Raw genomic sequence first — 25,968 nt, forward strand, 5'->3', positions numbered from 1 at the left:
GTGCTCGAATCAACCACTTTCGATCAGCTTCGCATCGGCCTGGCCACCGCTGACGACATCCGTCGTTGGTCCTACGGCGAGGTCAAGAAGCCCGAGACCATCAACTACCGCACCCTGAAGCCCGAGAAGGACGGTCTGTTCGGCGAGCAGATCTTCGGACCCTCGCGCGACTGGGAGTGCGCGTGCGGCAAGTACAAGCGCGTCCGCTTCAAGGGCATCGTCTGCGAGCGCTGCGGCGTCGAGGTCACCAAGTCCTCGGTCCGCCGTGAGCGCATGGGCCACATCGAGCTCGCCGCGCCCGTCACGCACATCTGGTACTTCAAGGGCGTGCCCTCGCGCCTCGGGTACCTGCTCGACATGGCGCCGAAGGACCTCGAGAAGGTCATCTACTTCGCCGCGTACATGGTGATCTCGGTCGACGACGAGGCTCGCCACCGCGACCTCTCGACGCAGGAGAACAACATCCGCCTCGAGCTCAAGACGCTCGCCGACCGCCGCGACGCGCGTGTGGCCGCCCGCCTCCAGAAGCTGGAGGAGGAGCTCGCCGCGCTCGAGGAGGAGGGTGCCAAGGCCGACCAGAAGAAGAAGGTCAAGGACGCCGCCGAGAAGGAGATGGCGTCGATCCGCAAGGGCACCGACGACCAGATCACGCGTCTCGAGAAGGTGTGGGAGGACTTCCGCACGCTCGAGGTCGGCCAGCTCAAGGGCGAGGACGAGATCTTCCACGAGCTCCAGGACCGCTTCGGTCAGTACTTCGAGGCCCACATGGGCGCGGAGTCGATCAAGCGTCGCCTCGAGGCGTTCGACCTGGCGGCCGAGGCCGACAGCCTGCACCTGCAGATCTCCGAGGGCAAGGGCCAGCGCAAGATCCGTGCGATCAAGCGCCTGAAGGTCGTCAACTCGTTCCTGCAGACCGGCATGTCGCCGGCCTCGATGGTGCTCGACGTCGTTCCGGTGATCCCGCCGGAGCTGCGCCCGATGGTGCAGCTGGACGGTGGCCGCTTCGCGACCTCCGACCTGAACGACCTGTACCGCCGCGTGATCAACCGCAACAACCGCCTCCGTCGCCTGATCGACCTCGGTGCCCCCGAGATCATCGTCAACAACGAGAAGCGCATGCTGCAGGAGGCCGTCGACGCGCTGTTCGACAACGGCCGCCGCGGTCGCCCCGTCACCGGTACCGGCAACCGCGCCCTGAAGTCCCTGAGCGACATGCTCAAGGGAAAGCAGGGTCGCTTCCGCCAGAACCTGCTCGGCAAGCGCGTGGACTACTCGGGCCGTTCGGTCATCATCGTGGGTCCGCAGCTCAAGCTCCACCAGTGCGGTCTGCCCAAGCAGATGGCGCTCGAGCTGTTCAAGCCGTTCGTGATCAAGCGCCTGATCGACCTCGGTCACTCGCAGAACATCAAGGCGGCCAAGCGCGCCGTCGAGCGCACGCGTCCCGAGGTCTGGGACGTGCTCGAGGAGATCATCCGCGAGCGTCCCGTGCTGCTCAACCGTGCACCCACGCTGCACCGCCTCGGCATCCAGGCCTTCGAGCCGCAGCTCGTCGAGGGCAAGGCCATCCAGCTGCACCCGCTCGTCTGCGCCGCCTTCAACGCGGACTTCGACGGTGACCAGATGGCCGTGCACCTGCCGCTGTCGGTCGAGGCCCAGGCCGAGGCCCGCATCCTGATGCTCGCCTCGAACAACATCCTCAAGCCGTCGGACGGCCGTCCGGTGACCCTGCCCTCGCAGGACATGATCATCGGTCTGCACCACCTGACCACGGTCATCGAGGGTGCTGCCGGCGAGGGCCGCGTGTTCGGCTCGGTCGGCGAGGCGATCCTGGCCAAGGACGAGGGCACCCTCGACCTGCAGGCCAAGGTCCGCATCCGCATCCCCGGTCTCGCGTTCCTCGAGGGCGAAGCGCCCGAGGGCTACGAGCGCCACGGCCTCGTGGACGCGTCGCTCGGCCAGGCGATCTTCAACGACACGCTCCCCAAGGGCTACCCGTTCGTGCGCGAGCAGGCCGACAAGGGCAAGCTGTCGCAGATCGTGAACAAGCTCGCCGAGGAGTACCCGAAGGTGGAGGTCGCAGCATCCCTCGACCGCATCAAGGACGCCGGCTTCTACTGGGCCACCCGCTCGGGTGTCACCGTGGCGCTCAGCGACATCCTCACGCCGCCGAACAAGGGCGAGATCGTCGCGGGCTACGAGAAGCAGGCCGCGAAGGTCCAGGCGCAGTTCGAGAAGGGTCTCACCACCGACGCCGAGCGTCGTCAGGAGCTCATCAAGATCTGGACCGAGGCGACCGACGAGGTCCAGAAGGCGATGCGCGACCACTTCCCGGCCGACAACACCATCAACCGCATGGTCTCGTCGGGCGCCCGTGGTAACTGGCTGCAGATCCGCAACATCGCGGGTATGCGAGGCCTGGTGAACAACCCGAAGGGTGAGATCATCCCGCGCCCGATCATCTCCTCGTACCGCGAGGGTCTGTCGGTGGCGGAGTACTTCATCGCGACGCACGGGGCCCGTAAGGGTCTGGCCGACACGGCCCTCCGTACGGCCGACTCGGGCTACCTGACGCGTCGTCTCGTGGACGTCTCGCAGGATGTCATCATCCGCGAGGAGGACTGCGGCACGACCAAGGGCCTCGAGTTCACCATCGCCGCCCCCGGCGCCGACGGTGAGCTGGTGCGCGACGCGAACGTCGAGAACTCGGTGTTCGCCCGCACGCTCGCGGCCGACGCCGTCGACCCGAAGGGCGAGGTCGTCGCCTCGGCCGGTGAGGACGTCGGCGACGTGCTCATCGACAAGCTCGTCGCGGCGGGCGTCGAGTCGATCAAGGTCCGCTCGGTACTCACGTGCGACTCGGCGGTCGGCGTCTGCGCGAAGTGCTACGGCCGTTCGCTCGCGACCGGCAAGATCGTCGACATCGGCGAGGCCGTCGGCATCATCGCGGCCCAGTCGATCGGTGAGCCCGGCACGCAGCTGACGATGCGTACCTTCCACACCGGTGGTTCGGCGTCGGCAGACGACATCACGCAGGGTCTTCCCCGCGTGCAGGAGCTGTTCGAGGCCCGCACCCCGAAGGGTGCGTCGCCGATCGCCGAGGCCGACGGCCGCATCACGATCGACGAGACCGACAAGGCCAAGAAGGTCATCCTCACGCCCGACAACGGCGACGAGCCGCACGTCTACCCGGTCCTCAAGCGCGCGACGCTCCTGGTCGAGGACGGACAGCACGTCACCGTCGGTCAGCCGATCCTGGTCGGCACGCTCGACCCCAAGGAGGTCATGCGTGTCATGGGTGCCCGCGAGGTGCAGAAGTACCTCGTGAACGGCGTCCAGGGCGTGTACCGCTCGCAGGGTGTGCCGATCCACGACAAGCACATCGAGGTCATCGTCCGTCAGATGCTGCGGAAGGTCACCGTGGTCGACCACGGCGACACCACGCTGCTCCCGGGTGAGCTGGTCGACTTCAAGAAGTACCAGACCATCAACCGCGAGGCGGTCGGCGGGGGCAAGCGCCCCGCGTCGGGTCGTCCCGAGCTGATGGGTATCACGAAGGCGTCGCTCGCGACCGAGTCGTGGCTGTCGGCCGCGTCGTTCCAGGAGACCACCCGCGTCCTGACGCAGGCGGCCATGGAGGGCAAGAGCGACCCGCTCATGGGCCTCAAGGAGAACGTCATCATCGGAAAGCTCATCCCCGCCGGAACCGGACTCGCGAAGTACCGCGATGTCACGGTCGAGGCGACGGAGGAGGCCAAGAGCGAGCGGTACCCCAACCGCATCTTCGCCTCGGACGGCGCGTACACCGACGCCGACCTGAGCTACGTCGACTTCGACAGCTTCTCCACGGACGGTTTCACCACCGACTACAACTGAGTCCCGGGTCGGAACGACCCTGAACCTCGACGAACGGCCCTGGTTTCGACCAGGGCCGTTCGTGTTTTCGGCCGATCTCTGTGCCGAAACACGGATCCGTCATCCGACACGCCGGGCTGCAGCATCCGTTCCCGGCGTGCCGTCGTCACCGACCCGTGTTTCGGCGGCAGGAACGTGCGGGGGGACGGATGCCTCGCCCCGCGGCATCCTCGCAGGCCCCGCGCGCGCCGCGGCGCAGCATCCGTCTCTCCGGCTTACCGTGGAGGCGGAGGTGGGGGCCCCATGGCGAGGACCGGCGGACGCAACTCGTGGATCGCCGTGCCCGCGGGGATCCTGTGCGCCGCGGTCGTCGCCTCGCTCGTGTGGCTGGCGCTGCCGATGGTCCCGGTGGCCGTCGCGTGGGTCGGCGACACGCTGCGCAGTGCCACTGCGCCGCGGCCCGAGGCGACGCCCGCGCAGACGCCCGCCCAGACCGCGGCGGACGGCGGCGCGATCGACTGCCGCACGCTGTACTCCGACGATCTCTGGAACGAGCTCACCTGGCGGGAGGGATCGCTGCTCAACCAGTCGATGGCGGCTCCCGCGACGACGGCGACGGCGTTCGCCGACGCCGCCGCACCCGACGTGCTGGTGACGTGCACCTGGCGGTTCGACGCGGGCGGGATCGTCACCACGCTGTCGAAGGTCGACGCGGACGCCGCCACGATCGCCGAGGCCGCGCTGGCGGGCGACGGGTTCTCCTGCCGGACGGCGGACGGCGCCACCGTCTGCGATCGCACACGGGGCGCGGTGCGCGAGGAGCACACCCTCCGTGACGGACTGTGGCTCGTGAGCGTCGAGACGACGTGGCACCCCGAGGACTACGGCCCGCGGCTCGACCGCACGGTCTGGGGCTGACTCAGCCGAAGATGCTCGCGACGAGGGCCGCCGTGTAGCCGGCGGGCGCGAGGTTCGAGTACTGCGTGTCGATGAGGATGTCGTCGCGCCAGAACAGCGTGCGCCCGTCGGTGACGGGGTACGTCTCGTTCGGCCAGGTCTTCTCGCAGCGCGTGCCGCCATCGGGGGTGTAGCAGGTGTAGCCCTCGTCGGTGACGAGCTTGTTGAGCATGTCGAGCGCCGGCCCGCGCGACATGTACGAGATCGTGGTGACCAGCCCGGTCGTGTCGGCGGCGGGGTCGCGCCACACGCACACCAGGCCGCCGTCGGCCTGCGGTCCCGATGCGCCGAAGGCGGGGTCGTTGAGCGGCACGCCCTCGAGTTGAGCGAGCACGTCGGCGGTCAGGATCGCGCGGCAGTCGTCGGGGATCTCCGCGCGCGCAGTCGGTGACGGCGTCGGCGTCGGCGTCGCCGATCCGGACGCCGACGCGGACGGTGTCGGCGTGAAGGTGAGTCCGCCCCCCGACGGCGCGTCGGGTGCGCACGCCGTCAAGGCGGCGAGTGCGAAGAGAATGGTCCCCGCGACCACTCCACGCCGCGCTGGCGCGCGTCGCGGAGCCTCAGGTGGCGGGGGCCCAGCTGTAGCCGCGGTGACCTGGAACGCCCGTGGTGCCATGGGCTCAGGGTAGTGGGCGGGCGCGGATTCCTCCGGCACGCCTCCGTCGTGTGCGCGGAACCGCGGGCTACTCTGCCTCTGCGGGGATGATCCCTGCGTGAGGAGTGCCTGCGATGAGTGACCCCAAGTCGTCCTACGGCGAGCCCGTCGACGAGCCCAACGGCGTCGACGACGTCGTCGGCCGTGCGAACGAAGGTCTCGCCGACGCAGAGGCCGCCAAGCGCGACGCGGTCGGCAGCGAGACTCCCGCCCCAGAGCCCCCCGCCGACGAGGCGCCTGGCGCCTCCGACGCCCCCTCGACCGCCGCCGAGGCGCCCTCGACCGCCGCCGACGCGCCGGCCGCCGCCGAGCCCGACCCGTGGGAATCGCCGGAGGCGGCCTCGTTGGACTACACCTCGTCCGCGACGCCCGCTCCCGCCGCCGACGACTCGCCCACCGTCGTGGTCCCGCCGGTCGTGACCCCCAGCGAGCCCGTCGTCGCCGAGCCCGTGGTCGCCGAACCCGCGGTCGTCGCCGCGGCCGCGGCCCCGCAGCCGATCTTCGTGCAGGCGCCCGAGGCCCCGCGTCCGCGGGGCAACCGCGCCGCCGCCGGAGCCATCGGCCTGCTCGCCGCCGTCGCGTTCGCCGTGCTCTACCTCGCGGTGTGGCTCGGCGTCGACGCGATCAAGGGCGACGTCACCGGCGCGAACGTCGGCACGACCGCCCTCGAGGCTCTGGCGACCTGGTCGCTCTGGGTGCCGGTCGTGGTGTTCTTCCTCGGCTTCTGGCTGCTCGGCGCCATCATCAACCGCGGCCGCTGGGGCCACTGGGTGGTCTTCGGCATTCTCGTGGGCGTCGCCGCGTACGCCGGACACATCCTGGGCGCGCTGTTCCAGGCCCCGTTCTGGAACCTCACCGCCAGCGAGGGCGCCACGCTCGTCGAGGGGGAGCTGCTGACGCCGCTCGCGATCGCGGCGTTCATCATCGGCCGCGAGCTCACGATCTGGTTCGGTGCGTGGGCCGCCGCGCGGGCGAAGCGCGTCACCGAGCTCAACATCGAGGCGCAGCGCGAGTACGAGCGCACGCTCGAGGCCGGCCCGCAGCTCGTCCGCGCGTAGGCGCCGTCCGCGGCCGTGCCCGCCGACGTAGGCTGGCGGCATGGCCGCTGACGGTTCGGACGGGCCGTCGCAGGGACCCGTGCGACCGCCTGTCGCCCTGGCCTTCGCGACGATGGGCTTCGTCGCGCTCCTCATCTTCGGACTCGGCATGACCAGTCTGGCGATGGGGGAGGACGTCATCGCGAGCCCCGGGCTCGGGCAGGCTCCCGGGATCACCGGCGTCGTGTGCGCGACACTCGCGTTCGCCGGCGGCCTGTGGGCCGCGATCGCACGCACCTCGAGCCGGACGGATGCTGCGGCCCCGACGGGCGGCGCCGCACCGGCTGCCGCGGGCCCGGGGTCGATCGCCGGCGCCGGGGCGAGGCATCCGTCGTACTGGGGTGCCGCGTGGACGACCGCCGCGACCTTCCTCGCGTACCTCGGGGGAGTGTGGTTCGGCGCCGTGTTCACCGGCGCCGATCTCGGCGTCGCGACGGCGGTCGTGGGCCGGCTCGCGACCACGTGGTTCGGGTTCGTCGTCGCCGCCGCGGCGTTCGTGTCGTCGTGGGCGGGCATCGCGCTCGTGCGCACCCGTGCCCGCCGCCCGAGATGGCCGTGGGAGGACGAGTTCGACGAGTGATCCGGCGGCCGACGGCGCCGCGAACACCCTTCATCGCAGCATCCGATTCCGGGAAGTCCGGACTTCGCCCGACTCAGTGCTCCCCCTCACGCGATGTCCGGACTTCGCAGGTTCGCGGCGTCGGCCGGGCAACGGCGCGGTCCGGACTTCGCAGGTCTTCGCGCGGCGCGCGCTGTGAGGTCCGGACCTCACAGGAGAGGGAACAGGGCAGGCGACCGCGGAAATCCGCGCGGGTGCCGGGGCCGGGCACTAGCGTGGAACGCGTGGAGCGGTCGCTCGAGACCCAGGTCAGCCAGGCGGTGGACGCCTGGCTCGCGTGGGTGCCCCGCTGGGAGCCCGCGACGCACCACGGGCGGACCGCCCCCTGCCGCCGCTGCTTCGGGTCGCCCGTACTCTCGGCTGCGGGCCTCGGCGCCGACGTGCCGCACGGCGTGCAGCACGGGCTGTCGACCCGCATCAAGACGATCGTCGACCGCTCGGTCGCCGAGTACACGGCGCTGAACCTCCCGATGCTGCAGGCCGAGCTCGATCAGCAGGCCGCCCGCAACCGCGCGCGCACCTACCGCCCCGGCGAAGGACTCGATCCCGAGTTTGAGGGCCTTCCGATGGACCCCGATCCGGTGCCCGGCGCCCCGTTCCTGTTCACGATCGCGGGGCTCGCCGAGGAGGCCGACGCGCATGTGCCGGCGCTCCCCCCGCTGAGCGAGGAGGCGAAGGCGGCGCTGCGCCAGGAGGTCGGGCTCGCCGACGACTACGCGAACATGGTCGGCCGCGAGGTGTGCACGGTCCTGCTGCACCATCGCCTGCGCATCCAGGCCGCAGTGACCGAGTACGTCGAGCCCCAGATCGAGGCGATGCTCGCCGATCTCACGAAGTCGCTCGACGCACCGTTCGACCCCCACGACCCCGGCGAGGCTCCGCGGCTAGACTGACGCCGGCCCCGTCTCTGCGGCACGGTCCGGTACCGGCCCGCCGCACGCGCTCCACTGTCCACATCCCTGCTCGCCATGCGGGTTCTCGGGAGGCGGGTTTTGTTAGCATGACCGGGTTTGTTGTCGCTCCGGCGACATGGGTGTGACGGTGGCGGACTGCGGGGAGGTGTGCTGGTGGCTGCACGGCTTCCTTCGGCGCCTCCGATCCTTCCCGGGCTCGCCTACATCCGCCCGCTGGGCTCCGGCGGCTTCGCGGACGTCTTCCTCTACGAGCAGGACATGCCCCGCCGCAACGTCGCAGTGAAGGTCATGCCGAGCGACGTGCGCGACCCGGAGCTGCGGCGCATGTTCAACGCTGAGGCCGACGTGCTCGCGCACCTGTCGGCCCATCCCTCGATCGTGACGGTCTACCAGGCGAGCATCTCGGCCGACGGCCGCCCGTACATCGTCATGGAGTACTGCCCGGGCTCGCTCGCGCAGCGGTACCGGGTCGAGCGCGTCCCCGTCGACGAGGTCCTCGCCATCGGCGTGCGCATGGCCAGCGCGCTCGAGTCCGCGCACCGCGCCGGGCTCATCCACCGCGACGTCAAGCCGAGCAACATCCTCATCACCACCTTCGGCACCCCCGTGCTCGCCGACTTCGGCATCTCGGCCTCGCTGCAGCGCAAGAGCGGCGGCGAGGTGCTCGCGATGTCGATCCCGTGGAGCGCTCCCGAGGTCGTCGCCGAACAGACGAGCGGCACCGTGACGAGCGAGGTGTGGAGCCTGGGCGCCACGGTCTACTCGCTCCTCGCGGGCCACAGCCCCTTCGAGCGCCGCGAGCGCGGGCAGAACACCAAGGAGCTGCTGCGCAAGCGGATCGCGCGCGCCACCTACGTCGAGATCCCGCGGGCCGACGTCCCGGCGTCGCTGCAGGCCGTCCTGGCGACCGCGATGAGCCGCGATCCGGGTCGCCGGTACGACTCGGCCCGGGCGTTCGGCGAGGCGCTGCGCGAGGTGCAGTCGGGGCTCGGCCTCTCGCCGACACCGCTCGAGATCCCCGATGCGGAGTGGTCCCCGGCATCCGCCCCCGTCGATTTCGGGGACTCGGCGCTGCGCGGACCCGCGCGCTCGCACGTGGAGCGCGACCTCACCCGCAAGACGCGCGCCGGCACGGGTGTCGCGCAGCTCGCCCGCGACGAGGACACCGAGATATCGGCGCCCGCCCGTCGGCGCGGTCGCGCCGTGCTGCCCTGGGTCATCGGCATCGGAGCGGGGATCGTCGCCGGCGCCGGCGCGGTCGTCGTGGCGCTGCTGGCCGCGGGGGTGCTCTGATGCGACGCGGCACCATCGCCGGCATCGTCGCCGCCGGCGCGGTGGTGGCCACCGTCATCGGCATCAGCATCGTGTGGCCGGGGCTCGACGCGCAGGAGACCCCCGACGTCGACACCGCGGTCTGGGCGCTGCAGACGGGCGACGGCCGCCGCTACGCCCGCGTGAACACCTCGGTCGGCGAGCTCGACACCGTGCGCAGCATCAGCAACCCCGACCAGGTGGTGCAGACGGGGGATGCCGCGTACCTCTTCAGCGACAGCTACTCGACGCTCACGCGCATCGACGCCGCGATGCCCGCCGACCTCGACGAGGAGGCGCTGCAGTCGTCGCAGAAGACCCCGTCCGGCACCACCGAGGTCGTGACCGCCGGAGACTGGGTCGCCTACCTCACCGACTCGGGCGCCGTCTTCGCGGGCCGCCTTTCGAGCGGCACCTCGTCGCAGCTCGACCCGTTCGGCGCGGACGACGACGACGCCCCGCAGTACACCGCCGAGGCGATCGCCGTCGACGAGCGCGGGATGCTGTTCGCGTACTCGGGCGCCGACGGTTCGGTGCTGCGCTACGACATCGGCGAGAGCCAGGTGCGCGCGCGCGACGCGTTCGACCAGAACGGCATCGACACGCCGGCCATCACGGCGGCGGGCGACACGTGGGCGGTGGTCGACACCGAAGACGGCGAGGTGTGGCTTCGCGGGCAGGATGCCGCGGCGCAGGCGCCGACGACGGGTGCGGTGGTCGTCGGCGCACCGGACGCGCAGGGCACCGCCGTCTATCTCGCCGACGAGACCGGGCTGGTGCGGGTGCCGGTCGACGGGTCGGCCATCCAGACCCCGGTCGGAGACGGTGCAGGAACGGTGCTCGGCACACCCGCGCAGCCGGTCGCGCACGGGGGCGAGACCTACGCGGCATGGCTCGGCCAGGGCGATGCGGGCGGTCTGCTGTGGCGCTCGAGCGGCGCCACCGCACCGCTCGACTACGGTGACGAGACGATGGGCGACCAGCAGCGCCCCGTGTTCGTCTCGAGCGACTCCGCGGTCATCCTCAACGACACCCGCTCGGGGTGGGCCTGGTCGGTGCCCGACGGCGCGCTGATCCCGTCGAGCCAGGACTGGAGCCTCGACGACCGCACCGACCCCGACGCCGTTCCCAGCGAAGAGCAGCTGCAGGTCGTGCTCGATCCCAAGCCGCCGATCGCCGAGCCCGACGCGTTCGGCGTGCGGGCGGGCGCCCTCGCCTCGCTGCCGGTGCTCATGAACGACCACGACCCGAACGAGGACGTCCTCACGATCGACCCGGCGTCGATCACCGGGCTCGACCCCGCGTTCGGAACCGTGTCGGTGACCGACGACGACCAGCGCCTCGCCCTCCGGGTGCAGCCCGGCGCGACGGGATCGGCGACCTTCTCGTACGCGGTCACCGACGGCACCACCGAGAACGGCCTGAAGTCCGACCCGACGTCGGTCACGGTGACGGTGGCGGACGCCGCCGCCGACTCGGCGCCCCAGTGGTGCGGCGTCGAGCGATGCCTCGTCGAATGGCCCGAACCCGAGGTCGCCCGGGGCGGCACGGTGACCGTGCCCGTGCTGCCGGGGTGGGTCGACCCGGAGGGCGACCCCCTTTTGCTCCTGTCGGTCGAGAACAAGAGCGGTGTCGGCAGCGTCGCGGCGACGCCCGGCGGCGACGTCGTCTATCAGCACGACGACGCCGGCGACGGCGGAGAGCAGCTCGTCGAGCTGGAGGTGACGGTCGCCGACACCCAGGGCGGCGCGACCGTGAAGCCGCTCATGATCACGGTGTCGCCGCAGCCTCAGCTCGCGGCGCAGTCGTTCGCCGTGACCGACACGGTCGCCTCCGGGATCACCGTCGACGTCGCCGAGCACGTCACGGGCACCGCGGGCACCCTGTCGCTGGAATCGGTGCGGGTGCTCGACGATGCCGCGGCCACCGCGACGGCGGTCAGCGGCTCGACCTCGTTCGACTTCGCGGCGAAGAGTCCTGGCACGTTCCGCGTCGACTTCACGGTGACCGACGGCGTGAGCGAGGCGAGCGCCACGGCCCGCATCACCCTGCTGCCCGCCGACGCGCCGGCCCAGCTGGCCACGTCGCCAGTGGTCGCGTTCGTGCACCCTCAGCAGGACGCGACCCTCGAGATCTTCGACGCCGTCTCGAACCCGACACGTCGCGTGCTGCTGTTGAGCGACGTCGTCGCGCGGGCGGACGACGGCGCCACGCTGTCGGTCGACGGCGTCGGCCAGAACCACCTCCGCGTGTCGGGGACCACGGCCGACGGCGCCGCCGGACGACTCGGCACCGTCTCGTACGTGGTGAGCGACGGCACCGAGGACGCGGGTGCGAGCGTCGAGGGGGAGGCGACGGTGTACCTGCTGCCACCCGCGCCGGAGCTCGCGCCGATCGCCGTCGACGATGCCGTGGTGGTGCGCGCCGGCGCCCAGATCGACATCCCGGTGACGGGCAACGACATCTCGCCCGCCGGCGGCAGGCCGACACTGAACCCGGCCTCGGTGAGCTCGTCGTCGGAGGGCGCGCTCGCGTTCGCGTCGGGCGACCTGCTGCGCTACCTCGCTCCCGACGAGCCCGGCCAGTACGCGATCGAGTACTCCGTGTTCACGACGGGCGCTCCGGCGCTCGCCGACACCGCGACGGTGCGGGTGACGGTGATCGACGCGGAGGCGAACCGCGCCCCCACCGCCGACACGCTCGAGGGTCGCGTGCTCAGCGGCCAGTCGACCCTCCTCGAATTCGACGACTTCGGCGCCGACCCCGACGGCGACGTCGTGACCCTCGACCGGATCGTCGAGCAGCCCGCCCGGGGCGCGGCCACGATCACGGCCGACGGCGGATCGATCATGTACACGAGCGTGCCCGGCGACAGCGGCCAGGTGTCGTTCCGCTACCGCGTCGTCGACGCGTTCGGTGCGACCGCCGACGGGACCGTGCGCATCGGCGTGCTCGACAGCCAGGCCAACCCGAGCCCGGTCACGTTCACCGACTACGTGCAGGTGCAGGCAGGTGCGGGCAACACGATCCGCGTCAGCCCGCTCTCCAACGACGTCGACCCGACCTTGGGCGAGCTGCGGGTCACCGACATCCGTCCCGACGTGCCGGCGACGCTCGTGGACGGCAGCGACAACCCCGAGTTCGCACGGCTGAACGAACAGATCGTGGGCGCGGACGACACCACTGTCCGGATCGCGGCGGGGGACGAGCCCGCGACGATGTCGTTCCTCTACGACGTCGAGTCCTCCTCGGGCAACACGGGACGCGGGCTCATCGTGGTGCGCGTGGTTCGCGAGAACGTCCCCGACTTCCCGGTCGTCGCCGACACCAACCTCACCGTCGAGACCCGTGAGGACTTCCCCCGGGGAGTCGACGTGCTCGGCGGCAAGGTCACCTGGTCGGGCGGCGACGTCGACGACCTCGAGCTGTCGCTGTGGGGCGATCCCGACGGCGTCTCGGTGCGGGGCTCGCAGCTGCGGGGCGAGCTCCCCGAGACCACGCGGCTGATCCCGTTCGCGGTCACCGGTGAGGGCACCGCCGGCGAGGTGACCTCCTACGGCTTCCTCCGCGTGCCGGGCGAGAACGACCTGGCGCTGACGCTGCGCGCGAACGCCGCCCCGCCCGAGGTCACCGAGCTCGAGTCCACCACCTTCGACATGGCGGACCTCGTCGCGCGCCCCCGGGGCGCGGTGGTCGAGCTCGGAGAGGACGTGCGGGCATCGGGCGCTCGTCCCGAGGCCTCCTGCACCGTCGAGTCGGGCACCGTCGTGCGCTACGACGCGGGTTCGGGCGCACCGTGGGTCGACGCCTGCCAGGTCCCCGTGCGCCTGAGCGGCCAGGAGGACTGGACCTACCTGTCGGTGCCGATCGTGGTGCACCCCCGCGACCCGCAGCCCGAGCTCCGGCCGGCATCCATCACGGTCGGGCCCGGCGAGAGCGCGACCTTCGACCTGCAGAACATGACCACGTGGCAGCTGCGCCCGGACTGGGACGGGATCGTCTACGCGACCGAGCACGCCGGCACCGCGTTCGAGGTCACGCAGGAGGGCTCCATCGTGACCGTGACCGGGGCGGACCGCGCCGTCCCGGGCTCCGAGGAGGCCGTGCTCGTCTCCGTCACGAGCCACCCCTCGGTGGCCCCCGCGCGGCTCATCCTCCGCGTCGGCGCCGCGCCGTCGACGCTTCCGCAGGGCGGCTCGGTCGTGCAGCAGTGCTCGCAGGCCGGAGGGTCGTCGTGCACGATCCCGGTGATCGGCGCGGGCGGCGAGGTCAACCCGCTGCCCCGCACTCCGCTCGAGGTCGTCGGCGTGCGTCCGACGGGCGCGTGCGCCGGGGTGGGCTTCCAGGTGGCGTCGGCGACGTCGATCACGGCGACGTGGACGACGGATGCCCCGGGGGCGACGTGCACCGCCACGTTCTCGGTGCGCGACGCCCAGGGCCGCGTGACGAACGCCGAGCGCGACGGCCGTGTGCTCCTCGACCTGCTCGGATTCCCGAAGACACCCGCGAGCATCACCCAGACGGCATATGCCGACGGGACGGTGACGATGAGGATCGATCCGGGCGAGGCCCGGCTGGCGTACCCCGCGCTCACCGGCTTCGTCATCCGCTCCGGCGGGCAGGAGGTGGCGCGGTGCGCCGCGGACGGCGTGTGCCCCGCGGTCGCCGCCCCGAACGGCGAGCAGCGCACCTACGACGCCTGGGCCGTCAACGCCGTCGGTGAGTCGAAGGCGGCCGTGCGCACCGTCGCATGGGCGTACGACGCGCCGCTCGCGCCGACCAGCGTGATCGCCGCCCCTGTCCCCACCGGTGACGGCACGGGCGGCATCGTGTCGCTGGTCATCGACGGGATCGAGGCCGGCGAGACCGGCAGCCTCGAGATCGCGAGCCCTGCCGGCGAGACGGTGCGGGTGCCGGTGAGCCGCAACCAGACCCGCGTCGAGGTGCCGTGGTTCCGGGTGGGCAGCAACACCGGCACGATCGTGACCATCACCCCCTACTCGCGGTTCGACCTGCCGCCCGGCCTCGGCGGCAGCGCGTCGGGTGGCGCCGCGACGGTGCAGACGAACGGCATCGGCAGCCCGCTGTCGCCGCAGCTGACGCTCAGCTCGGTGTCGAACGGCGACGGCACCGCGACGGTGACCGCGCGCGCCTCCGCACAGCGCAACGGCGACGGCTCGGCACTGCGCTACGGCATCGTGCAGGACGGCCAGCGCTGCACGGTGACCGAGGACGGCGCGACGGCGACCTTCCCCGGCCTCACGGACGGCGAGGAGTACACGTTCCGCGCGTGCGTCGAGTCGTGGGACGGCGGCGCGTCGTTCGGCCGCGCCGAGATCACCCAGAGCGTGCGCGCCTTCCAATCCGGCAGGGCGCCGCAGGGCTGGACCTTCGTCGTCGACGGCACGCCGAGCGTCCAGTCGCAGCGCGCCGACTGGGTGATCCGCCAGAACCCGACCTCGACCGAGCGGCTCCCCAACCGCAATCACGCCGAGTTCCAGGGCTGGGGCCCCGGCAGCACGGTGTTCGGCCAGGATCCCGGCATCCAGGTGCGCTACGTGCACGACTTCTGGGGCACGGCCACCGCGTGGTCGACGGTGACGCCGCGCGCGGGCAGCGCCCCGTACCAGGTTCAGGCCAACTGGACCGTCACCTCGTGCGTGGGGGGAAGCCCGCTCACGTACCGCGGTCAGTCGTCGAACGCCCCGAACGGCTCATCTGCGGCGTTCACGTTCGGCAATGCCGGCCTGCGGTACTACGACAAGCAGGACCGCCTCCTGACGCACAACGCCGGCACGTGGGACGTGCCGCAGGGCGCGGTCCGCGTCGAGGGCATCTCGGTGTCCGTGAACTGGGACGCCCAGGGCTGGGGCCTGGCCCCCGCGAGCACCGAGTTCTCGGCGATCTGCCAGCCCGGCAACGGCGACCCGGGACCGCCGCCCACGCCCTGAGCGGCAGCATCCGCTCTCCCCACGATCTTCCCTACACGACGAAGGACGACACCACATGACGATCACGCAGGAGCAGGCCGACTGGTTCGCGCAGACGTTCGGGCAGATCGCCGACAACGTCGAGCGCGCCGTCCTCGGCAAGCGCCATGTCGTCGAGCTCGTGCTCACCGCGATGCTCAGCGACGGGCATGTGCTCCTCGAGGACGTGCCGGGGACCGGCAAGACGTCGCTGGCGCGGGCGATGGCGCAGTCGGTGCAGGGCACGAACACGCGCATCCAGTTCACGCCGGACCTGCTGCCGAGCGACATCACGGGGCTCAGCGTCTACGACCAGAAGGAGGGCGTGTTCGAGTTCCACGCCGGCCCGATCTTCGCGAACATCGTGCTCGCCGACGAGATCAACCGCGCGAGTCCGAAGACGCAGTCCGCCCTCCTCGAGGTCATGGAGGAGGGGCGCGTCACGATCGACGGCGTCTCGCGGGAGGCGGGCGTGCCGTTCCTCGTGCTCGCGACGCAGAACCCCGTCGAGCAGGCGGGCACCTACCGCCTGCCCGAGGCGCAGCTCGACCGCTTCATGATGCGCACGTCGCTCGGCTACCCCGACCATGCGGCGACCGTCCGCATCCTCGACGGGGCGGCCGTCGCGACCGCCGAGCTCACGCCGATCATCACGCCGCAGGCGCTCGTCGGCATGGCCGACCTCGCCGCCGCTGTGTACGTCGACGCGCTCGTGCTCGACTACATCGCCCGCCTGGTCGACAGCACGCGCACGGCCGACGAGGTGCGCCTGGGCGTCAGCATCCGTGGCGCGCTCGCCCTGGCGCGCGCCGTCCGCACGCGGGCCGCGTCGCAGGGCCGCACCTACGCGACCCCCGACGACGTCAAGACGCTCGCGGTGCCCGTGCTGTCGCACCGCCTGATCCTGCACCCCGAAGCCGAGTTCGACGGCGTCACCCCCGAGACCGTGGTCGGGCAGGTGCTGCTCGATGTGGCACCGCCCTCGAGGCGCGAAGCGGTATGACGAGCCCCGAGCGCCGCGGCGGCGCCACCGGGACGGTGGAGCCGCGCATCACGCGCACCGTCCAGTCCACCGGCACGACCGGCCGCACTCACGTGACCGCCACGGCCACGAGCGTCGGCGAGTCGCGCCGCGGACGCGCCTTCGTGCGCGCCGCCGTGTGGTGGACCGGCGTGTGGCGGGCGGCGGGCTCGGGTATCACGACCGCGGCCGAGTGGGCCGCTCAGACCGTCCGGCCGGCAGGAGCCCTGGTGGCCCTTGCGGCGACCGTGGGGCTCGTGCTCGGGGTCGTCTTCGGCTGGGTGGAGTTCATGGTCGCGGGCGCGGCATCCGTCGTGCTCATCGTCGCCGCCGTGCCGTTCCTGTTCGGCGCCCGCGCGTACGACGTCGACCTGTCGCTGACGCACGAGCGGATCGTCGCAGGCGAGGGCGTCACCGGCCGCATCGACGTGCGCAACGACGGCCACCGCACCGCGTTGCCGGGCCGCATCGACATCCCGGTCGGGGCCGGCCTCGTCGAGTTCGGCGTGCCGCTGCTGCGACCTGGGAACGCCGTCGAGCAGCCGCTCGACATCCCCGGCCTCCCGCGCGGCATCGTCAGGGTCGGTCCGGCGACCACGGTGCGCAGCGACCCGATCGGGATGCTGCGCCGCGAGCACTCGTTCCCCGACGTGCACGACCTCTACGTCCACCCCCGCACGACCGCGCTCCCGTCCACGAGCGCGGGGCTCATCCGCGACCTCGAGGGCGCGCCGACGCGCCGTCTGGTCGACGCCGACATGTCGTTCCACGCCATCCGCGAGTACGCTCCCGGCGATTCGCGCCGCCAGATCCACTGGCGGTCGACGGCGAAGACCGGGCGGCTGATGGTGCGTCAGTACGAGGAGTCGCGGCGCTCGCGCATGGCGGTGGTCCTCGCGGTCGCCGCAGCCGAGTACGCGGATGCCGACGAATTCGAGCTGGCCGTGTCGTGCGCGGCGTCGCTGGGCCTGCGCGCCGTCCACGACGCACGCGACGTGCAGATCGTGACCGGCTCCGAGATCCCGCGGGTGGTGCGCGGGCGCCTGCGCGCGATCCGCCACATCCCCGCCGCGGCGCCGCGCCCCATGCTGGACGGCTTCAGCGGCGTCGAGCTGCTCGAGAGCACGATGCCCGTCGGCGAGGTGTGCCGCCTGGCAGCGGAGTCGGGCGAACGGCTGTCGATCGCGTTCGTCGTGGTCGGCTCGCGCGTGCCGCTGACGAGGCTGCAGCAGGCGGCCCTCGCGTTCCCGGCCGACACCGCGGTCGTCGGCCTCATCTGCGACGAGCGCGCGCACCCGCGCATGCAGCCGCTGTCGGGCATGACGGTGCTCACCGTCGGGACTCTCGAAGACCTCTCGGGCCTCCTGCTCCGGGGAGCGACATCGTGAGCGGGTCGATCCCCGTGATGGAGCGGATGGATGCCGCGCCCCGCGGCGCGGCCGACGCCATCGGCGTGCGCGCGCCCCGGCTCGTCGCCCGCGTGTGGGCCGGCGCCGGGTTCGCGGCGGTGATCGCCGTCGTCGCGGCCGTCGCCGCGTGGCCGATCTACCGCTCGGGCACCTTCGCGCTCCTCGTGATGGTCGGCACCCTGGCCGGCGTCGGGATCGCCGCCGTCGCGTGGTGGCGCCGCTGGAGCGGCTGGACCGCGGCTGGGGCGCTGGCGCTCGCGGTGCTGATCCTCGGCGTGCCTCTCGCGGTGCCCTCGCGCCTGGGCACGCCCGACGACCTCGTGCGGGGCCTGGGCGAGCTGGCGAGCGGCCTGGTGCTCGGCTGGAAGGACCTCGTCACCGTCGAGCTGCCGGTGGGCTCGTACCGCAACCTGCTCGTCCCGGCGCTGGTCGTGTTCCTCATCGGAACCTGCACGGTCCTGCTGCTCGCCTGGCGGGAGGATCGCGCGGCCTACGCCGCGGTTCCGGTGGCGCTCGGGATGGTGACCTTCGGGCTCTTCTTCGGCCGCACGACCGTGAGCTCCCCGCTCGAGGTCGGTCCCGTGTTCCTCTACGCGCCTGTCGAGACCGCGGTCGGCGTCACGGCCCTTGTGGCGTGTCTGCTGTGGCTGGCGTGGCGCACCCACGACGAGCGCGTCCGCGCACTGCAGCGGGCCGCGGCATCCAGCGGCGTCCGCATCTCGCGCCGCCCCTCCGCGGCCGACCGTCGTCGCACCGCGCTCGGCGCGGGCATGGTCGCGGTCGCGCTCGTGGTCGCGGTGGCGGTCGTGCCGTTCGCCGCGCGCGGTGCGGAGCGCGAGGTGCTGCGCTCGGCCGTCGGGCCCGACATCGACCTGTCGGCCGAGGTCAGTCCGCTCTCGCAGTACCGCGCGCTGTTCGCCGACGCCCGCGCCGACGACGTGCTGTTCACGGTCGAGCCGGTGGTGACCGACGGCGTCGTCGGGGCGCTTCCCCAGCGCGTGCGCCTCGCGACCCTCGACGCCTACGACGGCGAGATCTTCCGGTCGGGCGGCGAGGGCGCCGTCGACGCCGGCAGGTTCGTGCGTGTGCCGTCGGCCCTCGACGCCGGCGAGGGCACCGAGGTCGCGGCGCGGATCGAGATCGACGCGTGGGACGGGATCTGGATGCCGACCGCCGGCCGACTCGAGGCGGTGGCGTTCGACGGCGACCGCTCCGCCTCGCTGGCGGACCGGTTCTATTACAACGCCTCGGCCTCGGCCGGGGTCCAGACCGCCGGGGGAGGATTCGAGTCCGGCGACGCGTTCGTCGTGCGCGGCGTCGAGCCCGAGGCTCCGGAGCTCAGCGAGCTCGACGCGCCGGGGAACCCGGGCGGCGTGGCCGCCCCCGACAGCCTCCGGACGTGGATGGACGAGCACGCGGTCGGGTCGGCCGGCTCGGCCCTCGCGGGCCTGGTCGCGCTGCTGCGCGAGCGCGGCTACCTCAGCCACGGCCTCGACGAGGGGGCGCAGGAGCCGGCCTGGGCGGCGGCCCTGCCCGACTACGCGTTCCAGCCCAGCGCCTCGGGCCACTCGCTCGCCCGCGTCGACACGATGTTCGCGCGCCTGCTCGAGCGCGAGACGGATCAGAGGGCCGTGGCATCCGGCAACTACGTCGCGGCGATCGGGGACGACGAGCAGTTCGCCGTCGCGGCGGCGCTGATGGCCCGCGAACTCGGATTCCCGTCGCGGGTGGTGCTGGGAGCGCGCCTGTCCGCGGCCGAGCCCGATCTCGCGACGTGCGACGAGGGAGCCTGCCGCGCGCATGACCTCACGGCGTGGACCGAGGTGCAGTCGGCGGCGGGCGAGTGGGTCGCGGTCGACGTGACCCCGCAGCATGCGCAGTCGCCGAGCCTCGACACGACCGAGCAGCGCGACCCCGAGAACGTCACCGAGGTGCGCCCCGATTCGGTCGAGGAGGTCGTGCCGCCGGACCCCACGCAGGAGGACTCCGCCGCCGATCGCCCGGCCGACGACGACACCGGCGCCGACCTGGCGTGGCTCTGGCCGATGCTGCGGATCGGCGGCATCGTGCTCCTGGTGCTCGTGCTCGCGCTCGGGCCCTTCCTCATCGTGATCGGCACGAAGGCCGCCCGCCGCCGCTCCCGCCGGCACACCGGCACACCGGCGACCCGCATCGCGGGCGGCTGGGACGAGTACGTCGACGCGGCGCTCGACAGCGGGCGCGCGGCATCCCGGACCGCCACCCGCAGCGAGCTCGCCGCAGCGTTCGCGACGCCCGCGGGTGCTGCGCTCGCGCGAGACGCCGACCGCGCCGTGTTCTCGCACGCGGACCACTCCGCCGACGCCGCGCGGCGCTACTGGGAGGCCGTCGACGCGGAGCGACGCGCCCTGCGCCGCGAACGCGGGTTCTGGCGCGGAGCGCTCGCGACCGTATCGTTGAGATCGTTGTTCCGTCCGATGGCGCCCGAACCGGGCGGCCGCACGCGATTCGCCGAGAGGGGGAGACGACGGGCCGAGCCCGTGCGTCCCACGCCATGAACGCCACAGATGCCACCGCAGCCGTCTTCGGCACGCTGATCAGCCTGCTGCTGTTCGCGGGTCTCTACGTCTGGACCGCGCTCGCACTGTCGGCGGTGTTCCGCAAGTCCGGCGTCGAGGCCTGGAAGGCATGGGTGCCGGTCCTCAACACCATCGTGCTCCTGCAGCTCGCGGGACTCTCGCCGTGGCTGGTCGTCCTCGCGTTCGTCCCGTTCGTGGGCATCGCGTTCCTGGTGGTCTGGGCGATCGCGCTGTACCGCGTCAACGTCGCCTTCGGCTTCGGTGCCGGCATGACCGTCCTCGGCTTCCTGCTGCTCCCGGTCTGGGCGTCGATCGTCGGCTGGGGGAGTGCGCGCTGGGTCGGACGCGAAACGGATGCTGCGAACACCCGCGCGCCCTTCGGCGCCGGCGTGCGGCGCAGTTCGGGCGAGACGGCGACGCTTCCTCCGCTGCCGCCGTTCCCGGCTCCTGGTGCACCGACCCAGGCAGGCGCGCATCCGCCTGCGCCGACGGCCGTCCCGCCGGTGCCGACGAGCGCCGGCGCAGGGTTCGCGCCCCCGTCCGCGTACGCTCCGCAGGCATCTGTGGCCGCGGCGCCCGCCCCTGAGCCTGCCCCCGCATCCACCCCGGCCGCCGCGGCGCCCGGGGCGCCTCAGGAGTCGGCCGCGGCCGACGTCACGCCGCCGGCCGCGGGGTGGACGCCCCCGCCGTTGCCGGGCCGCCCCGTTTCCGCCGCGCCCGCCGAGGCGGGTGGCAACGGCACCGGCGACGCGGACCCGTGGCAGGGCTTCGCGCTCGACGGGATCGACCTGAGCGCCGAGGTCACCGGCGCCGTTCCCGGCGCTCCGGCGCCCATCTCCGCCGTGCCCGCCACGCCGCTCGCATCCCTCCCGACCGCCGCCGCGTCTCCCGCGCCCGCCGGGCCCGCCCGCACCGGCGCCGAGTCGTTCACGCCGCCCGACGCCGCGACCACCGGCGAGGAAGGCATCACCCGGCCGCCCGTCACCCGCGTGCCGGCGGCCCCCTCGGCGGGCGACGAGCGCGAGCCGTGGGCTCCCGCGCGCTCGCCGATGAGCGAGGCCGACGCCTTCCCCGAGACCTCCGGACCGGTGTCGGCGATCTACGGCGCGCCCGAGGCCGGCTCGCCGCGATCGGCGCGGTCGTCGGTGTCGGCGTTCCACAGCAAGCCCGAGATCCCCGACGAGCAGGACATCCTCGAAGAGACGATCATCGCCCGCCGCAAGCGCACCGACTGGGCGCTCGTGCCGCCGACCGGCGAGCCCGTCGCGCTCTCGTCGGAGATCGTCATCCTGGGCCGCCGGCCCGCCGCCGACCCGGACCACCCGAGCGCGCAGCTCGTCTCGATCCAGGACGGCACGGTGTCGAAGACGCACGCGCGCCTCCGGCTGCGCGACGACAAGTGGTACGTGACGGACCTCGACTCCACCAACGGCGTGCTGTTCGCCACCGTGATGGGCACCGAGGTCGAGGCCCCTCCGGGTGAGGAGGTCGAGGCCGGCGACCGGTTCCTGCTGGGCGACGCCGAGGTCCGGCTGCGCCGGAGCGACGGGTGATCGATCCCGACGACGAGCGCACCGCCCTCTCCCGACGCAGGACCGCGGCGCCCGCGCCGGAGGGCCACGACGCGTTCGACGAGCGGACGCTGCCGTCGCGGCGCTCCTCGACCGAGATCGACGCCGTCGACGACACCGTGATCTCGGAGAGGTCGGCGGTCGCCTCCGACTCCGAGATTCCCACGCAGGCGGCAACCGAGTCGGCGCCGGCCGGCCCGCGACGGACCGCCCACCCGCGCTCACCCGAGCCCGGCGATCCCTCCGCCGGCGCACGGCGCGCCGCATCCCCGCAGCCGCTCGCCCCGGAGCCCGCCGGGGAGACTTGGGCGGCGCCCGGCCGGGTCGCGGCTCCGCCCGCGTCGGCGGCGGACGCCTACCGCGCCCGTGCCGTCCCGCCCGTCACCGCGGTGCGTGCGGAGCCTGCTCGCCGCACGCCACAGGATCACGTCGACACGGCTGCTGCCGACGCGATCCGCAGGCGTCGCCGACGCCGGCGGATGATCGCGGTCGTGGCCGCGGCATCCGTCCTCGTCATCGTCGCCGCGCTGGCACTCGTGGTCCTCCTGACGAGCGGCTGACCCAGACGCCCGGAGGCGATCTCGGCCGTGCTGCGGCGTGTCGTCGACCGGTTGGGGCCACAACGTGCTTCCGCGTTTGCCCGACCCCCGAAACCCACGTATCATAGAGCGGGTGTGCGCTCACGCGCGCCGTCGACCGTGCCTCGGTACGGGAACCGGTGCGAGCGCCGCATCTCAGGGAACGGCCTGCGAACAGGCCACCCCCACGGCATACCCACCAACGAAAAGCGTGTCAGTCATTCTGGCGCGTCGGTGGGTCCGCGTGAGCCCGCAGCGTCACGAATCGCAAGATCCGGATGCCGCGGGGGAGACCACGACGCTGTCACCGTGCAGCACAACAAGGAGAGAACGTGCCAACCATTCAGCAGTTGGTTCGCAAGGGTCGCTCGCCCAAGGTCTCGAAGACCAAGGCGCCGGCGCTCAAGGCGAACCCGCAGCAGGCGGGTGTCTGCACCCGTGTGTACACCACCACCCCGAAGAAGCCGAACTCGGCGATGCGCAAGGTCGCCCGTGTCAAGCTGCGCAACGGCACCGAGGTCACCGCGTACATCCCCGGCGAGGGCCACAACCTGCAGGAGCACTCGCTCGTGCTCGTCCGCGGCGGTCGTGTGAAGGACCTCCCCGGTGTCCGCTACAAGATCGTCCGCGGTGCGCTCGACACCCAGGCAGTCAAGAACCGTAAGCAGGCTCGCAGCCGCTACGGCGCGAAGAAGGGCTGAGAAAGATGCCTCGTAAGGGACCCGCCCCGAAGCGCCCCGTCGTCAACGACCCGGTCTACGGCGCTCCGATCGTCAGCCAGCTCGTCAACAAGATCCTCGTCGACGGCAAGAAGTCGCTCGCCGAGTCGATCGTGTACACCGCCCTCAAGGGTGTCGAGGCGAAGAACGGCCAGGACGCCGTCGCCACGCTCAAGAAGGCGCTCGACAACGTGCGCCCCACCCTCGAGGTCAAGAGCCGCCGCGTCGGTGGCTCGACCTACCAGGTGCCGGTCGAGGTCAAGCCTCACCGCGCCAACACGCTCGCCCTCCGCTGGCTCGTGAGCTACGCCAAGGGTCGCCGTGAGAAGACGATGACCGAGCGCCTCCAGAACGAGATCCTGGACGCCTCGAACGGCCTCGGTGCCGCGGTCAAGCGCCGCGAAGACACCCACAAGATGGCCGAGTCGAACCGCGCCTTCGCGCACTACCGCTGGTAAGCCGCTTCGACAGGCTCAGAGACCGGTTCGCCGGTCCCTGAGCCTGTCGAAGGGCCGCCCGCCCAGAACCACCTTCAACAGCTAAGGACACCCCGTGGCACAAGAAGTGCTCACCGACCTCAACAAGGTCCGCAACATCGGCATCATGGCGCACATCGATGCCGGCAAGACGACGACGACCGAGCGCATCCTGTTCTACACGGGCGTCAACCACAAGATCGGCGAGACGCACGACGGCGCTGCCACCACCGACTGGATGGAGCAGGAGCAGGAGCGCGGCATCACGATCACGTCGGCCGCCGTCACGTGCTTCTGGAACAAGAACCAGATCAACATCATCGACACGCCCGGCCACGTCGACTTCACGGTCGAGGTCGAGCGGTCGCTGCGCGTCCTCGACGGCGCGGTCGCCGTCTTCGACGGCAAGGAGGGCGTCGAGCCCCAGTCCGAGACCGTCTGGCGTCAGGCGGACAAGTACGACGTGCCCCGCATCTGCTTCGTCAACAAGATGGACAAGCTGGGCGCCGACTTCTACTTCACGGTCGACACCATCGTCAACCGCCTGAAGGCCAAGCCGCTCGTGCTCCAGCTGCCCATCGGCTCGGAGAGCGACTTCGTGGGCGTCATCGACCTCGTCGAGATGCGTGCACTGGTGTGGCCCGGCGACGCCAAGGGCGACGTGACCATGGGCGCCAAGTACGAGATCCAGGAGATCCCGGCCGACCTCGCCGACAAGGCCGCGGAGTACCGCGAGATCCTTCTCGAGACGGTCGCCGAGTCCGACGAGGAGCTTCTCGAGAAGCACTTCGGCGGCGAGGAGCTCACGGTCGCCGAGATCAAGGCCGCGATCCGCAAGCTCACCATCGCCTCGGAGCTCTACCCCGTGCTCTGCGGCTCGGCGTTCAAGAACCGCGGCGTGCAGCCGATGCTCGACGCCGTCGTGGACTACCTGCCGTCGCCCCTCGACGTCCCCGCCATCGAGGCGAAGGACCCGAAGGACGAAGAGGTCATCATCGAGCGTCACGCCGACCGCGACGAGCCGTTCGCGGCGCTCGCGTTCAAGATCGTCACGCACCCCTTCTTCGGTCGCCTCACCTACATCCGCGTCTACTCGGGTCACCTCGACTCGGGTGCCCAGGTCGTCAACGCGACCAAGGGCAAGAAGGAGCGCATCGGGAAGATCTTCCAGATGCACGCCAACAAGGAGATGCCGGTCGACTCGGTCACCGCCGGTCACATCTACGCGGTCATCGGCCTGAAGGACACCACCACCGGTGACACCCTGTCCGACAGCGCCAACCAGGTCGTCCTCGAGTCGATGACGTTCCCGGAGCCGGTCATCGAGGTCGCCATCGAGCCGAAGACCAAGGCCGACCAGGAGAAGCTGGGTCTCGCGATCCAGAAGCTCGCCGAAGAGGACCCGACGTTCCGCGTCGAGCAGAACGCCGAGACCGGCCAGACGGTCATCAAGGGCATGGGCGAGCTTCACCTCGACATCCTCGTGGACCGCATGAAGCGCGAGTTCAAGGTCGAGGCCAACGTCGGAAAGCCCCAGGTCGCGTACCGCGAGACGATCAAGAAGACCGTCGAGCGTCACGACTACACGCACAAGAAGCAGACCGGTGGTTCGGGTCAGTTCGCGAAGATCCAGTTCGCGCTCGAGCCCCTCGAGGTCACGGCCGACAAGACGTACGAGTTCGAGAACAAGGTCACCGGTGGCCGCATCCCGCGCGAGTACATCGAGCCGACCAACCAGGGCTTCCAGGACGCCATGAACGTCGGCGTGCTCGCCGGCTACCCCATGGTGGGCGTGAAGGCCATCCTCATGGACGGCGCGTCGCACGACGTCGACTCCTCCGAGATGGCGTTCAAGATCGCGGGCTCCATGGGCTTCAAGGAGGCCGTCCGCAAGGCGAACCCCGTCATCCTCGAGCCGCTCATGGCGGTCGAGGTGCGTACTCCTGAGGAGTACATGGGCGACGTCATCGGCGACCTGAACTCGCGTCGTGGCCAGATCCAGTCGATGGAGGACGCCCAGGGCGTCAAGGTCGTCCGCGCGCTGGTCCCGCTGTCCGAGATGTTCGGATACATCGGCGACCTGCGCTCGAAGACCTCGGGCCGCGCCGTGTACTCGATGGAGTTCGACAGCTACGCCGAGGTTCCTCGCAACGTGGCCGACGAGATCGTCCAGAAGGTCAAGGGCGAGTAACCCTTTTCCGTCGGGATGCCTCGGTGACGCGGCATCCCGACGGCACAACTTCACACAGAATCAACAGAACC

16 protein-coding genes are annotated in these 25,968 nt (G+C 71.7%); 15 read left to right on the forward strand and 1 reads right to left on the reverse strand.

Features of this window, described 5'->3' with window-relative positions:
• Positions 1-3,873: a DNA-directed RNA polymerase subunit beta' gene (gene rpoC, locus Q9R33_RS18515; RefSeq protein WP_311294664.1), complete on the forward strand. Its 3,873-nt coding sequence runs from the start codon at positions 1-3 to the stop codon at positions 3,871-3,873.
• 282 nt (positions 3,874-4,155) lie between these two features.
• Positions 4,156-4,770 (forward strand): hypothetical protein, encoded by a 615-nt coding sequence (locus tag Q9R33_RS18520; protein WP_056371423.1) that lies wholly within the window; start codon positions 4,156-4,158, stop codon positions 4,768-4,770.
• Between the two features lies 1 nt (position 4,771).
• On the opposite strand, the gene Q9R33_RS18525 is transcribed toward Q9R33_RS18520, so the two are convergent.
• Positions 4,772-5,302 carry a hypothetical protein gene (locus Q9R33_RS18525; protein ID WP_311294665.1) on the reverse strand — a complete coding sequence of 177 codons (531 nt, stop codon included), beginning with the start codon at positions 5,300-5,302 and terminating at the stop codon, positions 4,772-4,774.
• A 236-nt stretch (positions 5,303-5,538) separates the two neighbouring features.
• Between Q9R33_RS18525 and Q9R33_RS18530 the strand changes: the two genes are divergently transcribed.
• From Q9R33_RS18530 to fusA, 13 genes are all read left to right on the forward strand, one after another.
• Positions 5,539-6,522: an ABC transporter gene (locus Q9R33_RS18530; RefSeq protein WP_311294666.1), complete on the forward strand. Its 984-nt coding sequence runs from the start codon at positions 5,539-5,541 to the stop codon at positions 6,520-6,522.
• 40 nt (positions 6,523-6,562) lie between these two features.
• Positions 6,563-7,141 carry a hypothetical protein gene (locus Q9R33_RS18535; RefSeq protein WP_311294667.1) on the forward strand — a complete coding sequence of 193 codons (579 nt, stop codon included), beginning with the start codon at positions 6,563-6,565 and terminating at the stop codon, positions 7,139-7,141.
• A 263-nt stretch (positions 7,142-7,404) separates the two neighbouring features.
• A complete protein-coding gene (locus Q9R33_RS18540) occupies positions 7,405-8,073 on the forward strand; it encodes a hypothetical protein (protein WP_056371415.1) in 669 nt (222 codons plus the stop codon).
• A 174-nt stretch (positions 8,074-8,247) separates the two neighbouring features.
• Positions 8,248-9,387, forward strand: a complete 1,140-nt coding sequence (locus Q9R33_RS18545; protein WP_311294668.1) for a serine/threonine-protein kinase — start codon at positions 8,248-8,250, stop codon at positions 9,385-9,387.
• Positions 9,387-15,356 (forward strand): Ig-like domain-containing protein, encoded by a 5,970-nt coding sequence (locus tag Q9R33_RS18550; protein ID WP_311294669.1) that lies wholly within the window; start codon positions 9,387-9,389, stop codon positions 15,354-15,356. The genes Q9R33_RS18545 and Q9R33_RS18550 overlap by 1 nt, the downstream gene beginning before the upstream one ends.
• 55 nt (positions 15,357-15,411) lie before the next feature.
• Positions 15,412-16,377 (forward strand): MoxR family ATPase, encoded by a 966-nt coding sequence (locus Q9R33_RS18555; RefSeq protein WP_056371411.1) that lies wholly within the window; start codon positions 15,412-15,414, stop codon positions 16,375-16,377.
• Positions 16,374-17,783: a DUF58 domain-containing protein gene (locus Q9R33_RS18560; RefSeq protein WP_311294670.1), complete on the forward strand. Its 1,410-nt coding sequence runs from the start codon at positions 16,374-16,376 to the stop codon at positions 17,781-17,783. Before Q9R33_RS18555 ends, Q9R33_RS18560 begins: the two co-directional genes overlap by 4 nt.
• Positions 17,780-20,341 carry a transglutaminase-like domain-containing protein gene (locus tag Q9R33_RS18565; RefSeq protein ID WP_311294671.1) on the forward strand — a complete coding sequence of 854 codons (2,562 nt, stop codon included), beginning with the start codon at positions 17,780-17,782 and terminating at the stop codon, positions 20,339-20,341. Before Q9R33_RS18560 ends, Q9R33_RS18565 begins: the two co-directional genes overlap by 4 nt.
• Positions 20,338-21,915 carry a DUF5684 domain-containing protein gene (locus Q9R33_RS18570; protein WP_311294672.1) on the forward strand — a complete coding sequence of 526 codons (1,578 nt, stop codon included), beginning with the start codon at positions 20,338-20,340 and terminating at the stop codon, positions 21,913-21,915. Before Q9R33_RS18565 ends, Q9R33_RS18570 begins: the two co-directional genes overlap by 4 nt.
• Positions 21,912-22,493, forward strand: a complete 582-nt coding sequence (locus Q9R33_RS18575) for a hypothetical protein (RefSeq protein WP_311294673.1) — start codon at positions 21,912-21,914, stop codon at positions 22,491-22,493. Before Q9R33_RS18570 ends, Q9R33_RS18575 begins: the two co-directional genes overlap by 4 nt.
• Positions 22,494-22,843: 350 nt before the next feature.
• A complete protein-coding gene (gene rpsL, locus Q9R33_RS18580; RefSeq protein ID WP_018171438.1) occupies positions 22,844-23,212 on the forward strand; it encodes a 30S ribosomal protein S12 in 369 nt (122 codons plus the stop codon).
• A 5-nt stretch (positions 23,213-23,217) separates the two neighbouring features.
• Positions 23,218-23,688 (forward strand): 30S ribosomal protein S7, encoded by a 471-nt coding sequence (gene rpsG, locus Q9R33_RS18585; RefSeq protein WP_056117669.1) that lies wholly within the window; start codon positions 23,218-23,220, stop codon positions 23,686-23,688.
• Between the two features lie 94 nt (positions 23,689-23,782).
• Entirely contained in the window at positions 23,783-25,897 is a 2,115-nt protein-coding gene (fusA, locus tag Q9R33_RS18590; protein WP_056371404.1) for an elongation factor G, read from the forward strand.
• The last annotated feature ends 71 nt before the right edge of the window (positions 25,898-25,968 follow it).

Source organism: Microbacterium sp. PRC9 (assembly GCF_031844125.1).
Classification (GTDB): Bacteria; Actinomycetota; Actinomycetes; order Actinomycetales; family Microbacteriaceae; genus Microbacterium.